Origin of the sequence: Bacillus altitudinis (assembly GCF_001191605.1) — a bacterium.
Lineage (GTDB): Bacteria > Bacillota > Bacilli > Bacillales > Bacillaceae > Bacillus > Bacillus altitudinis.
Map to the genome: position 1 here is coordinate 1136304 of NZ_CP009108.1, position 13707 is coordinate 1150010.

11 protein-coding genes and 5 tRNA genes are annotated in these 13707 nt (G+C 43.0%); 10 read left to right on the forward strand and 6 right to left on the reverse strand.

Annotated elements, in window-relative coordinates:
* Positions 1 to 195: 195 nt before the first annotated feature.
* The gene (locus tag ID12_RS05810; RefSeq protein ID WP_050826847.1) at positions 196 to 1635 is read left to right on the forward strand and encodes a SulP family inorganic anion transporter; all 1440 of its coding nucleotides are present in this window, start codon (positions 196 to 198) and stop codon (positions 1633 to 1635) included.
* Between the two features lie 60 nt (positions 1636 to 1695).
* On the forward strand, positions 1696 to 2661 hold the full coding sequence (locus tag ID12_RS05815; RefSeq protein ID WP_050827659.1) for a bile acid:sodium symporter family protein: 966 nt from the start codon (positions 1696 to 1698) through the stop codon (positions 2659 to 2661).
* Positions 2662 to 2700: 39 nt separating this feature from the next.
* Here ID12_RS05815 and ID12_RS05820 read toward each other — a convergent pair whose 3' ends face one another.
* The 6 genes from ID12_RS05820 to murQ are packed head-to-tail and all read right to left on the reverse strand — an operon-like array spanning position 2701 to position 10430.
* A complete protein-coding gene (locus tag ID12_RS05820) occupies positions 2701 to 3948 on the reverse strand; it encodes an exo-beta-N-acetylmuramidase NamZ family protein (RefSeq protein ID WP_050826848.1) in 1248 nt (415 codons plus the stop codon).
* Positions 3949 to 3959: 11 nt separating this feature from the next.
* Complete coding sequence (locus tag ID12_RS05825; RefSeq protein ID WP_050826849.1) at positions 3960 to 5879, reverse strand: glycoside hydrolase family 3 protein; 1920 nt, start codon at positions 5877 to 5879, stop codon at positions 3960 to 3962.
* A 13-nt stretch (positions 5880 to 5892) separates the two neighbouring features.
* On the reverse strand, positions 5893 to 7248 hold the full coding sequence (gene pbp4b / locus ID12_RS05830; protein ID WP_050826850.1) for a penicillin binding protein PBP4B: 1356 nt from the start codon (positions 7246 to 7248) through the stop codon (positions 5893 to 5895).
* 12 nt (positions 7249 to 7260) lie between these two features.
* Positions 7261 to 8640, reverse strand: a complete 1380-nt coding sequence (locus tag ID12_RS05835; RefSeq protein WP_008344031.1) for a PTS transporter subunit EIIC — start codon at positions 8638 to 8640, stop codon at positions 7261 to 7263.
* Positions 8637 to 9506, reverse strand: coding sequence for a MurR/RpiR family transcriptional regulator (locus ID12_RS05840; protein WP_017366475.1), 870 nt, complete (start codon positions 9504 to 9506; stop codon positions 8637 to 8639). The genes ID12_RS05835 and ID12_RS05840 overlap by 4 nt, the downstream gene beginning before the upstream one ends.
* Before the next feature lie 12 nt (positions 9507 to 9518).
* Entirely contained in the window at positions 9519 to 10430 is a 912-nt protein-coding gene (gene murQ / locus ID12_RS05845; protein ID WP_050826851.1) for an N-acetylmuramic acid 6-phosphate etherase, read from the reverse strand.
* A 220-nt stretch (positions 10431 to 10650) separates the two neighbouring features.
* Here murQ and ID12_RS05850 point away from each other — a divergent pair.
* The 8 genes from ID12_RS05850 (at position 10651) to rsiW (ending at position 13511) form a co-directional block, all read left to right on the forward strand.
* A tRNA-Glu gene (locus ID12_RS05850) sits at positions 10651 to 10725 on the forward strand.
* A gap of 6 nt (positions 10726 to 10731) precedes the next feature.
* A tRNA-Val gene (locus ID12_RS05855) sits at positions 10732 to 10807 on the forward strand.
* 3 nt (positions 10808 to 10810) lie between these two features.
* A tRNA-Thr gene (locus tag ID12_RS05860) sits at positions 10811 to 10883 on the forward strand.
* A gap of 28 nt (positions 10884 to 10911) precedes the next feature.
* Positions 10912 to 10996: transfer RNA gene (locus ID12_RS05865), tRNA-Tyr, on the forward strand.
* A 4-nt stretch (positions 10997 to 11000) separates the two neighbouring features.
* Positions 11001 to 11072, forward strand: a tRNA-Gln gene (locus ID12_RS05870).
* Positions 11073 to 11209: 137 nt separating this feature from the next.
* Positions 11210 to 12121, forward strand: coding sequence for an arginase (gene rocF / locus ID12_RS05875; RefSeq protein ID WP_050826852.1), 912 nt, complete (start codon positions 11210 to 11212; stop codon positions 12119 to 12121).
* 185 nt (positions 12122 to 12306) lie between these two features.
* Positions 12307 to 12870, forward strand: coding sequence for an RNA polymerase sigma factor SigW (gene sigW, locus ID12_RS05880; RefSeq protein ID WP_007498553.1), 564 nt, complete (start codon positions 12307 to 12309; stop codon positions 12868 to 12870).
* A gap of 14 nt (positions 12871 to 12884) precedes the next feature.
* Complete coding sequence (gene rsiW, locus ID12_RS05885) at positions 12885 to 13511, forward strand: anti-sigma-W factor RsiW (RefSeq protein ID WP_008344028.1); 627 nt, start codon at positions 12885 to 12887, stop codon at positions 13509 to 13511.
* Positions 13512 to 13707: the final 196 nt, after the last annotated feature.

Sequence of the window (13707 nt, forward strand, 5' to 3'; positions counted from 1 at the left end):
TCTATTTGTTCTTGATTCTTCGGCGTATTTTTTTTTATCCTTACTAAAGTGATGACTTCCTCTCTTACAAAAGACTCTGTACGTTCCTCTTTTTCCCCGAAATTGAATGGTTATTGTTTTTTCCTTTCTGTATCTCCGGGTTTTATTCGCCTTCTTTTTCCTTGTGCGGTATGTATATAAAAAGGAGTAGATGGTTTGAAAGATTTATTTGTAAAGCAAGAATGGTTTGGACATGTGCGTCAGGATGTGCTGGCGGGTATTTTAGTGGCCTTGGCTTTGATTCCTGAAGCGATTGCGTTTTCGATTATTGCGGGCGTTGATCCTAAGGTCGGTTTGTATGCTTCGTTTTGTATTGCGATTGTGATTTCGTTTGTTGGTGGACGGCCAGGTATGATCTCTGCCGCTACTGGTGCTATGGCGCTGGTCATGGTCAATTTGATTGCAGATCATGGATTGCAGTATTTGTTCGCAGCTACGATTTTAACAGGCTTGATTCAAATTGTGTTTGGAATGTGCCGTGTTTCTCGTCTGATGAAATTTATTCCGAGGTCTGTGATGGTTGGTTTTGTCAATGCGTTGGCAATTATGATCTTCATGGCACAGCTGCCGCATTTCGTTGGGGAATCCATGGCTATGTATATCATGACAGGTGGAGCATTGTTCATCATTTATGTATTGCCGATGGTCACAAAAGTTATTCCCTCTCCACTTATTGCAATTATTGTGATGACGATGATTGCTGTATTTGGGCATATTGATGTCAGAACGGTTGGAGACATGGGAGAGCTGCCTAGCTCTTTGCCAACTTTTCTTATTCCCAATGTACCGTTTAGCTGGGAAACACTTGCTATCATTTTTCCTTATTCCTTAGCACTTGCAATGGTTGGTTTACTTGAATCTTTATTAACAGCACAAATTGTAGATGATATGACGGAAACGTCTAGTCGTAAAAATAAGGAAGCGAGAGGCCAAGGAATTGCCAATGTGGTGGCAGGATTTTTTGGCGGTATGGCTGGCTGTGCGATGATTGGTCAATCTGTGATTAATACAAAGGCAGGGGGACGAGGTCGGCTTTCTACCTTTGTGGCTGGTGCATTTTTAATGGTATTGATTTTTGTGCTCGGTGATGTGGTTGTTCAAATTCCGATGGCTGCTCTTGTGGCTGTCATGATCATGGTTTCTATTGGTACATTTGATTGGAGTTCATTCCAGCAGCTGAAAAAGAACCCAAAAACAGATTCTCTTGTGATGCTTGTCACGGTCGTGACGGTGGTGTTCACTCATGATTTATCAAAGGGTGTTTTTGCAGGTGTTCTTCTTAGTGCGGTATTCTTTGTAGCAAAAATATCGAAGCTTCATATTACGTCTACAGAAAGCCAAGCAGGGACTTGGATTTATCGAATAAAAGGCCAAATTTTCTTTGCTTCTGTGACTGATTTCATCCAAGCGTTCGATCAGAAAAAAGATCTCCAAGCTGTTGTCATTGATTTGTCTGAAGCGCGTATATGGGACGAATCAGGTGTGGCCGCGATTGAACGTGTGAAGGAAAAATATCGTATAGCTGGTGTAGAGGTGGACGTAGTTGGAATGGATACGTCTAGTCAAAAGCTTATGAAACAAGTGATTGGATCTTAAAAGACTTTTCTTTTTGTTACAATAAAACAAGGAAGAAAGTGAAGGATGGAGGTGGCCGGCATGCTTGTCCGTTTGAATCAGGTGCTCGGCCGGATGATGCCGCTCATTACGCCTGTCAGCGTGCTACTTGGTGTATTATTGGCGGCGTATTTAAAAGATTTGACCTTTTTGGTGCCATGGGTGTTTGCCGTGATGACATTTGCAGGAAGCCTGTCTGCTACCTTTTCAGCTTTAAAGCATACAGTGATGCATCCATTGCCTTTGATTTTAACGTTTTTGATTTTGCATGTGCTGATGCCTCTTTATGCTTGGACATCGGGACATTTGATCTTTGCGGGTGACTCCATGACGATCACCGGTTTGACACTTGCCATGGTGATCCCAACAGGCGTTTCTAGTTTAATATGGGCAGCGATGTATAAAGGGAATGTGGGATTAACGTTATCCATTATTTTAATTGATACACTGCTGTCGCCATTTATTGTACCTGCCAGTCTGTCACTTCTCGTCGGTTCACAGGTCCATATGGACATGGCGGCCATCATGAAGGGGCTGTTTGGTATGGTGGTGCTTCCATCTATATTAGGGATGCTCGTACATCAATATGCAAAGCCAGCGGTAACGAAAAAGATCAGTCAGACCTTGTCTCCTTTTTCAAAAATAGGCTTGTTTGTTGTGGTCTCGATCAATAGTTCTGTTGTTGCTCCCTATTTACGTGAACTGGATGGTGCGTTTTTTAGTAAAGCAGCCATTGTGTTTTTCATTGCAATGAGTGGATATGCTTTTGCGTGGTTCATTGGGAAGGCGATGAAATGTACTCAAGGAGAAATTGTGGCGATTGTGTATACGGGCGGTATGCGGAACATTAGCGCGGGTGCGGTGCTTGCCATTAGCTTTTTCCCGCCTGCTGTTGCTGTCCCTGTCGTGATTGGCATGCTGTTTCAGCAAGTACTTGCAGCCTTGTTTGGCTTTTTACTTCATCGTTTTGAGCTGAAAGAACCTGCTGTGATTAAGTCTTTATCATGAAAAAGCCTCCATCCTTTAAGGTGGAGGCTTTTTTTACGATTAATAGATGAGAGATTTTTTCCGTTTCTTTTCGAATGTTTTCAGGTCATGGTGGTATTGTTTCATGATGTGTTTGATGGAAGTGCCTTTATTGATTTCTTCTTTGATCCAGCTATTCCCGATGAGTTTATCAAAGCTGCCTGTTTGTAGGAATTGAAAGTCATTAGGATACAAGTCGTGTATTGCTTTGATAATGGATAGACCTGTTTTGACTGCTTCGAATGATTTTCGGTCTGTGACATAAAGCTGTACCCCGTGAGACAAAGTCCCGGCATGTTTTGAAAAGGTAGGGGTAAATGAGACAGGTCTAAATTGAACGCCTTTTAGTTTTAACCCATTTAAATGATCTGCTAGCTCATTGCTATTGATATATGGAGCGCCAATGAGTTCGAACGGTTTTGTCGTTCCTCTGCCTTCAGAAACGTTTGTGCCTTCGATTAATCCTGTTGCTGGGTAAACAAAGGTACTATCAACGGTCGGCATGTTAGGTGAAGGGAGGACGAACGGTAGCTTCGTGTCATCGAACGTCATGGATCGTTTCCAATGTTTCATTTTGATCACTTTTACATCAGCGTTGATATGAAACTCTTTGTTAAACATGTATGCAAGTTCTCCAGTTGTCATCCCATGTCTTAATGGGATGGGATAGAGACCTACAAATGAGGCGTGTTCTGGCTCTAATACGGGTCCTTCTACTTTTAGTCCGCCTATTGGGTTTGGACGATCTAAGACAACAAATGGAATATTGTTTTCCTTAGCCGCTTCCATTGCATACGCCATCGTGTAAATATAGGTGTAATAACGAGCACCAACGTCTTGAATATCAAATAGCAGGACATCTACATTTTTGAGCATTTCAGGAGTTGGCTTTCTTGTTTTTCCATAAAGAGAGTAAACAGGCAGGCCTGTTTTTTCGTCAGTATACGATTCGACGCCTTCTCCTGCTTGTGCATCACCACGGACGCCATGTTCAGGCCCATACAAGGCAGTCAGTTTAATATCGGGGTGTTCAAATAGCAGATCGACACTGCTTTTCATGTTTGCATCAATGCCTGTAGGATTCGTAATAAGCCCTACTTTTTTCCCTTTAAGCCAAGAGAGGTTACTTGAGAGTAATGTTTCGATACCTGTTTTGACTGTTGCTTTTTTTCCTTTTGTATCTGTTCGTTCTGAATCTGCGGGGGAGGCGGCGGTCAATGTGCTGATCATGAGAATGCTAGCGAGTATCAAGCTTGCTGTCTTTTTCAAGAGAATCCCTCCTATTTGATCTGTTTGCCTTTTAAATTGAGTCCATAGCCAAATGGGTAAAGGGTTTGATTAGGATGAGTGACTGATGGGATAGCGACGGGCAATTTCCCTTTAGGTGAGGCCGCTCCAAAAATCACTTCTAGTCCCGCAGGAATATTCGGTTGATTGAATTGTCCATTTGAGTAGCCTTTAAAACCGTACACAGCTAGTAAGGCGTCGGCTTCCTCGAAATTTGCAGCATCATATGGGTTTCTAAGACTCATGATGACCAATTTTTTGTTTTGTGCTGCTGCTTCATTCATGACAGCACGAGGGAAGGCCGTTGCCCATTTTTTCGGATCCTGTACACCGTCATCAATGACGCCATCATTCACAGCCGGGTCATTTTGGACAACGTAAGAGCCGGTAATGACATAGTCAGCATCTTGAATGAGTTTGGCTGTTTCTTTGGAGAAGCTCTTATCTGCAAATGCGTATGATTGGATACGCACAGGTTTGATCTTTTTCTGTTTGATCAGAGATTCAATTGTGACGGACATTGCTTTTGTTTGATCTTCGTATGGTGCCATGAGTACGATTTTGTCATTCTTTTTAGGCTTAAAAGGCAAGGTTTTGTCGTTGTTTTTGAGTAGAGTGATTCCTTCACGTGCCATTTCTTGTTCTGCTTTTCGGTGCGACTTTTGACCAACGAGCTGTGTGGCTTTTTTGATTTTCTTCTCAAGGCTTACTGATTTATTGGCGGAAATGATGCCGCGTTTGATCTTTAATTGAAGGATTTTTTCGACAGATTGATTGATCTGGGACATTGGAATTTCGTTTGCGAGAACTGCTCTTTTTAAAGCATTGAACACATTCTCTAGGTTTTTTTCTGTCTTTAAGGATGTGACAGGTGCTGGCATGAGGGCAATGTCGACGCCTGCTTTAATAGCCATTACCACAGCTTCTTCCTGTCCGAAGTTATCTGCAATCGCTTTCATATTGAGGGCGTCTGTTACAACCACTCCTTGAAAGCCCATGTCTTCTTTTAATAAGTTTGTGATGACTTTTTTTGATAAGGTTGCTGGAACCATAATGTCCTCGCCATCTTTTTTACTTTTATACGTTGTGTCATCAATGGCTGGGAATTGAACATGAGCGGTCATGACCATATCTGCCCCTGCGTTGATTGCTTGTTGAAATGGATACAGCTCCACCTTTTTAAGACGATCTAGATCATGTTCTACAAGCGGAAGACCGTAGTGACTATCAACAGCTGTATCACCATGTCCCGGGAAATGCTTTAATGTGGAAATGGTCTTTTCCTTTTGAAGTCCTTTCATGGTTTGAAGACCAAGTCGCGTGACTAGTGCAGGGTCAGAGCTAAAGGAACGGACACCAATGACGGGGTTATTCGGGTTATTATTCACATCAAGAACAGGAGAGAAGTTTGTATTGATACCTAGAGCGTTTAATTCTTTGCCGATGATTTTTCCTGTGTCATATGCATTTTTCTTACTTCTAGAGGCACCAATCGACATATTTCCTGGGAAATGTGTTCCCTTTTGTAGTCTTGTGACGATTCCGCCTTCTTGATCAATGGAAATGAGTAAAGGAATGTTGGGTGATGCTTGTTGAAATTCATGTGTGAGTTTGACGGTTTGTTTCGTATCAACGACATTTTCTGCAAATAAGATGACACCGCCTAAATGATATTTCTCTACAAGGTGAGAGACTTCTTTATTCATTTTTGTGAAGCCTGTAGGAGCGGATGCACCTTCTGCTTGCCAATTGCGAAAGTCTGGCATGAGCATTTGACCGATTTTTTCATCCAAGGACATGTCTTGAACCATTTGTTTGGCAGTTGGGAGAGGGGCGGAGCTCACCTTTTCCGTTGGAATGGAAGAGGTGAGCAGGGCCAAAACGAGTGCAGCGGGGAACAGAGCTTTTAACATCGAATTCCTCCTTTTACTTAAAAGATTCGTAGATTGCGGTCATGATGCTTCCATAAGTACCAGTTGGGAAAAGGTCACCTTCAAATTGATTTGGGTTGACTTCAGGTGAAATGACGGGTGAATGTTTTTTATTTGTCAGCAAGACGACGCCTAGATTGTGTTTTGGATCAATCAATGTCATCGTTCCGGTCCAGCCTGTGTGTCCATACGCTTCTTTACTTGCGTACTTCCCAAACATCCATTCCATGTCAGTATTGCCGTTTTTCCGCCAGCCTAGCCCGTAAGTTGGGTTCGTGTCTGATGATTCCGTAAAGAGATCGATAGAAGCTTGGTCAAAGATGGTTGTTTTTCCATAGCCTCCTTTATTGAGCATCAGCTGAAGCAGTACGGCCATATCTGATGTATTAGAGAAAAGTCCAGCATGTCCGGAGACACCTGCCATTGAGTAATAGGCTTTCTCATCATGGACTTCACCTAGCAAGGTATACCTGCGAATGTTTTCAAAATCAATGACTCCATCTCTTGTATTGCCTAGACGTTCGGTTGCTGCAAAATGCTTTGGCTTGAACCCCTTTTTCAGCGGATTGAACATGGTATGTTTTAGACCAAGCGGTCGATAAATCGTCGACTCTACATATTGATCAAGTGGCATACCGGTTTTTTTCTCGATGATCATGCCTAACAGCATGTAATCAATATCACTATAAATATGCTGAGTGCCTGGCTTGTATTGCAGAGGCACCTTTGGCAGCCATTTCATGGTTGTTTGTCTCTCTTGGGAGAAAAAAGAGCCCGCTTGCTCTTTGCTATAAAATAAAACACTGGAAGGAAGTCCGGCAGAATGGGTGAGAAGATCCTTGACTCGAAGCTGATCTTTGCCGGTTACCTTTGCATCTGGTTCATCTTGAAAGTCAGGCAGGATGGTTTGTATTTTTTCATTTACATCTAGTTTTTGTTCATATACTAGCTTTTGCAGGGCATAGTTGGTGGCATACATTTTTGTATTGGATGCCAAATCGAACAGTGTGTTCTTTTTCATTTTCTTATAGAATTTGAGTTCTGTTGTCCCTTTATATTTTTGTCTGTAGCCATAAGCTTTTTGATGGACGATCTGACCATCCTTGATAATGATGAGTGCTGCCCCTGGAAATCCTGCTTTGATATCGTTTTGAATCATGTGATCAACCTTCCTAAGCTGCCTAGAAGAAAAACCTACTTGTTCCGGTCGTTTTGCTTTTTTTAAGACGGGATATTCTTCAGGTGCTGTTTTAGACAAAGACGATACAGGATGGGAGCTAGTTGCAAATGTTTGTACTGGTAACCCAAGGAGCATGAACAGACTTGTGATGATGAGAAAATATTTCTTCAAGAGCTAGACCTCCTATTGCTTATTTTCCTCGAATTCAACAGCCATATCATCATGAAATCCAAATAAGTATGTGAAGATAAATCCAGCGACATATGCAATAAAGAGTCCTATTAAGTAAAGTAGCATTTGATGTGTGTGAACGATAAAGGTTAATGGGAGACCTGATACCCCGATTGCTTTAGTGGCGATTTGGAAATAGGCTTGAAATGCTCCGCCGATTCCAGCGCCGAGACAAGCGGTGAGGAAGGGTCTTCCGAGCGGGAGTGTGACACCGAAAATGAGCGGTTCTCCAATTCCAAGCATTCCTGAAGGAAGTCCGCCTGCAATGGCTCTTTTCAGCTTTTTCTTTTTTGTTTTCATATAAATGGCAAAGGCAGCACCGACCTGTCCTGCGCCTCCCATAGCGAGGATTGGCAGAAGCGGGTCATCTCCAATTGAATTAATCAGTTCCATATGAATAGGTGTTAGGCCTTGGTGAAGTCCAGTGACAACAAGAGGAAGGAAGGTCGCACCAAGAACAAATCCGGCAAAAATACCGCCAATGTTTAATAGATAAGTAAGTCCAGAGGTGATGGCATCAGATATAAATCCGCCGACTGGCATGAAGATAACGTACGTGAAAATGCCTGTAATGAGTAGTGTGATGGTTGGTGTGACGATGATATCGAGTGATTGCGGGACGAAGCGTCTGATCCGTGTCTCAACAAGTGCCATAAAAATAGCTGCAAGAAGAACACCGATGAGTCCGCCTCTGCCTGGTAGAATATTAGTGCCAAATAACATAATATCAGCGGCAGCTGGGTTAATGATGAGAATACCTGCTAATGCGCCTAATGCAGGAGAGCCACCAAATTCTTTTGCGGCGTTTGTTCCTACTAATATACCGAGATAAGCAAACAAGCCTGAGCCTATAACGGTTAGGATAATCGCAGCTTGAGATTTTTCATCGAGCCAGCCTGCTTGCACGACCGCTTTTGTAATACCCGTTATAAGACCCGATGCAACGAGTGCTGGAATAATGGGAATGAAAATGCTGGCGATCCGCCGTAAGAACAGCTTGAATGGTGTGCGGTTCTTTTGTGAAATGGCTTGTTTGTTTTTCTGTGCTTCGTTGTTTAAGTCATATGAACCTGAGGCGTTGAGCAGCTGTTCAAACGCACTTGATACTTGGTTGACAACACCTGTGCCTAAAATGATTTGCAGTGTTTCCGCTTCGACGACGCCAATGACGCCATCGAGTTCTTTGATCGCGGTGGTTTGCACTTTTTCACGATCAATGGGTGTAATTCGGAGACGTGTCATACAATGTGTGTGGGAAGAGATGTTTTCAGAACCACCACAGAGTGAAAGGATTTCTTTCGCCAACTGCTGATATTTTTTTTGATGACTCATGTTGAATCCCCCTTTGTTTTTCGTTTCATGGAGCGGATGGCATGTCTTGTTTTGTCAATATATTGTGCTGTCTGTTCATATTGACGGGAGGCTAAACTGAGGAACAAGACATCGATTAAATAGAGCTGTGCCATTCTAGAGGAAGTGGCAGCACTGCGAAAAGGTGCTTCATTGGAACCGGACGTTGATAGATGGACATCACACAATGCAGAAACGCTTGTATGACCTGGGTGCGTTAAAGCAATGGTTTTTACTTCATTTTCTTTGGCGAGCTGAAGCGCTTGGATGATGTCTAATGTTTCTCCTGAGAAGGATATACCGAACACAATGTCATTCTTTCCAGCATTTGCGATGACCGTAGATGCGATGTGCATGTCAGTGAAGGCGGTGGCTGCATAATTGATTCTGAGAAATTTCTGCTGGGCATCAGCTGCGACGATGCCAGATGCACCCACACCGATAAAATGGATTTGGTTTGCATTCAGCAGCAGTTGCACAGCTTTTTCTAAAGCTTCTACATTTAAAATAGAGGCTGTATCTTTGATCGATTGAATGGTGTTTCCTGCTGTCTTTTGAATAATGGATTGAAGTGGTTCATCTTGTTCGATATCCCGGTAGCCTTGTTTATCAGTGTGCATTAAGTCTCCAGCGATCCGCATTTTCAAATCGTGATAGCCATCCAGACCGAGAGACTTACAGAGACGGATGACGGCAGAGCTGCTTGCACCGGCAGCCTGACTGATTTCATGCACTGTGCTTTTAATGAGTTTGTCAGGATGGGCAAGGATATAGTCTGCAATGATTTTTTCAGATTGGGGAAGCTTTGATTTCATTGTGTGTAGTAAGGTGAGTCCGCCTGCTGACATGAGTTTCCTCCTTTAAGATTGATGACGTAAGATGGCTTTGTCGATGTGACCATCTGCTTTGTTGAGCAGGTCTTTGGCTGTCTTTTTATCTGTTTTGGTTTGGAGCATGACGATGGCTGTTTTAACTTCTAAATCGGCTGCTTCAAGGGCTTTTACGGCTTGTTCGTAGGGAGCATTGGTCATATGCTGAATGATGGTGATGGCGCGTTCTTTTAGTTTATGATTGCTTACTTTTACATCTACCATCAGGTTTTCATATACTTTGCCTTGTCTGATCATGACAGAGGTGGAAAGCATATTTAAAATCATTTTATGAGCGGATGCGGCTTTCATTCGTGTTGACCCAGTGATGGCTTCTGGTCCTACGACGACTTCAATGGCGCAGTCTGCTAGTTCGCTAATCTCTGCTTGTTCATTGCAGCTGAGGGCTACTGTTTTTGCTCCAATGGTTCTAGCATAGTTTAAAGCGCCAATGATATAGGGTGTTCTACCGCTCGCCGCGATGCCGACAACCGTATCTTTTGATGTCAGGTGGATGTGTTCTAAATCTTTTTGACCAGCTTCTTCACTGTCTTCCACATCTTCTGCTGCATGTGAAAAGGCAGAGTCGCCACCGGCCATGATGCCTACGATGACATCAGGTGAAATGCTATAGGTAGGTGGACATTCGACCGCATCCATTACCCCAATTCTGCCGCTAGTTCCAGCGCCTAGATAAATGAGTCTGCCTCCATTCGAGATGGATGCAAAGGCAAAGTCACTTGCTGTCTTTACGTCTGGAAGGACACGGTTGACGGCTTGAGCGACCTTCATATCTTCCTCATTTATCATTTGGAGCATTTCTATCGGGCTTGCTTGTGAAATTCCCATGGTGTTAGGGTTTCTTGATTCTGTTGTCAAAGAACGCAGTTGAGATGGCTGCATGTGACATACCTCCTTATTTCTTCATTTTCAGTATATTGAGTATGACATGAAATTTCAATATTATATTTAAATACTGAAATTATATTTCAGTCAAAATGTTGTGCTGATGAGGGTTGAATAGTTAGAAAATAAAAAAAATAAAAATCCCCTTTACAAAAGGGGGACAACCTGTATATAATAACTTTTGTCAGCTTCACGGAAACAGTAAACTTGACAAACTGGCCCGTTGGTCAAGCGGTTAAGACACCGCCCTTTCACGGCGGTAACACGGGTTCGAATCCCGTACGGGTCACCATGATGTGGAGGATTAGCTCAGCTGGGAGAGCATCTGCCTTACAAGCAGAGGGTCGGCGGTTCGAGCCCGTCATCCTCCACCATATGCCGGTGTAGCTCAACTGGTAGAGCAACTGACTTGTAATCAGTAGGTTGGGGGTTCAAGTCCTCTTGCCGGCACTGTTTTTCTTTTATCAATTCCATATGTGGAGGGGTAGCGAAGTGGCTAAACGCGGCGGACTGTAAATCCGCTCCCTCCGGGTTCGGCGGTTCGAATCCGCCCCCCTCCACCATTTTTGGGCTATAGCCAAGCGGTAAGGCAACGGACTTTGACTCCGTCATGCGTTGGTTCGAATCCAGCTAGCCCAGTTAAGACACCTTTTTTAAAAAGGTGTCTTTTTTTTATTTTGACGATTGGAATGTATAACTATTCAAAATATTGTTGAGTTGAGTCAGAAGGCACCGAGAAAGTAAAATATAAGCATGAACGGAAAGGGGATGTACATATGGGAGATCAAAAGAAGGTCACGATTGTTGGGGTGCCGATGGATCTCGGTCAAATGAGAAGGGGCGTCGATATGGGGCCGAGTGCCATTCGCTGTGCTGGTGTAAAAGAAAAATTGGAATCGCTTTCATTTAATGTCGAGGATTTAGGGGATATTCCCGTTGAGCAAAGAGATGATGAGAAAGGTCTCTATACAAGTGAAAAACTGAAAAACTTAACGGAGAATGCTGGCGCAAACCAGCTTCTTGCTGAAAAGGTTAGCAGTATTGTGCAGTCCGGTTCGTTTCCGCTGATTTTAGGCGGGGATCATAGCATTGCAATTGGTACACTAGCCGGTGTAGCCAAGCATTATGAAAATTTGGGTGTCATTTGGTATGATGCACACGGTGATTTAAATACAGAGGAAACCTCTCCTTCTGGGAATATTCATGGGATGCCACTTGCTGTCAGTCTCGGTCTTGGGCATGCTGATCTAACGAATATTGGCGGTTATGCGCCAAAAGTAAAGCCTGAGAATGTGATCTTGATTGGTGCTCGTTCTTTAGATGAAGGAGAGCGGGCATTGATTAGAGAAAAAGGCATTAAAGTGTATACGATGCATGAAATTGATCGATTAGGGATGACGAGAGTAATGGAGGAAGCCATTGCGTATTTAAAAGAAAGAACAGATGGTGTTCATTTGTCGCTTGATTTAGACGGCCTTGATCCAGCGGAGTGCCCTGGCGTGGGAACGCCGGTTGCTGGCGGCCTCAGTTATAGAGAGAGTCATCTTGCAATGGAGCTTTTAGAGGAAGCAGGGATTTTGACATCTGCTGAGTTTGTTGAGGTGAATCCGGTATTAGATGAGAAAAATAAAACAGCAGAAGCGGCAGTTGCATTAATTGGTTCTTTAATGGGTGAAAAGCTATTATAGAGCGGGACTTGTTCCCGTTCTTTTTTTAATTTTGGGGAAATTTAAGGATATGTTAAGGTTTTTACCGGCTGATAAGCGTAACATGCTGTCAAAAATTTGTTACACTATTTTTTAGAGGAGAATGAAACCTTTTGGAACGAGGTTCGTATACATAAAGACCGGTGAAGGCAGAGGTTGAATATACTATGGAAACAATGATTAAAAAGAGAATTAAGCAAGTGAAAAAAGGCGACCAGAACGCATTTGCAGACATCGTAGACCTGTATAAAGACAAAATTTATCAGCTGTGCTATCGTATGCTTGGGAATGCACATGAAGCAGAAGATATTGCGCAGGAGGCGTTTATTCGTGCCTATGTGAATATTGAGAGCTTTGATGTGAATCGTAAGTTTTCCACGTGGCTGTACCGCATTGCAACCAACCTGACCATCGACCGTATTCGTAAAAAAAAGCCGGATTATTATTTAGATGCAGAGGTGGCAGGGACAGAAGGACTGAATATGTATTCTCAAATTGCGGCTGACGGCATTTTGCCAGAGGACGAGGTGGTGTCGCTTGAATTATCGAGCACCATTCAGCAAAAAATTTTAAGATTACCCGATAAATATCGCTCGGTCATCGTATTAAAGTATATTGATGAACTCTCGTTAAAAGAAATTAGTGAGATTCTGAATATACCAGTTGGTACGGTGAAAACGAGAATACACAGGGGTAGAGAGGCTCTCCGGAAACAGTTGAGAGACCTTTGAGTGAGGTGATTTTGATGAGCTGTCAGGAAAAAATCGTCCTGCTTATGCATCAGTATTTAGACGGGGACATAGAGCCCGAAGATGAAAAAGAATTAAAGAGCCATCTGCAATCGTGTGAGGAATGCCGTACTCATTTTCAACAAATTGAGAAATCCATCGCGCTCGTGCAGAGTACATCTCATATAGAAGCACCATCTGATTTCACTGCAAAGGTGATGGCAGGTCTTCCAAAGGAGAAAAAGCGTGTGTCGATTCAAAGATGGATCAAAGCTCATCCGCTAATGGTCGCCGCTGCCCTCTTTGTCATATTGATGGGAGGCAGTCTGTTTACAAGCTGGAATACGGATCATAATTTCAGTGTGTCAAAGCAGCCGAATCTCGTGGTTGAAAATGATACAGTGACGGTACCTAAAGGGGAAACCGTCAAAGGTGATGTCACTGTGAAAAATGGCAAGCTGATTGTAGAAGGCAAGGTTGATGGGAACGTAACAGTCGTCAATGGAGAACAGCTGACTGCTTCTGCCGGACAAGTCACTGGTCAAATCAATGAAATTAATGAAGTGTTTGATTGGGTTTGGTACAAAATGAAATCTACAGCACAAGATGTGATGCGGGTCATTGGTCCAGAGGAGCAAAAGTAAATCAAACAGTTTGAGAGCAGTCTCTAAGGGGACTGCTCTTTTTCTATTGATGGACAGACTTGAATGCCAGCCAGATATGGCAACTATTTTCCTTGCTGAAACAAAATGTGGTATAATAGCCACGCTATGTACTTACACATAGGCTCTTTTTTTATAAAAAATAAATCGAACGAAGAATAACTGAAAATTCTGGAGG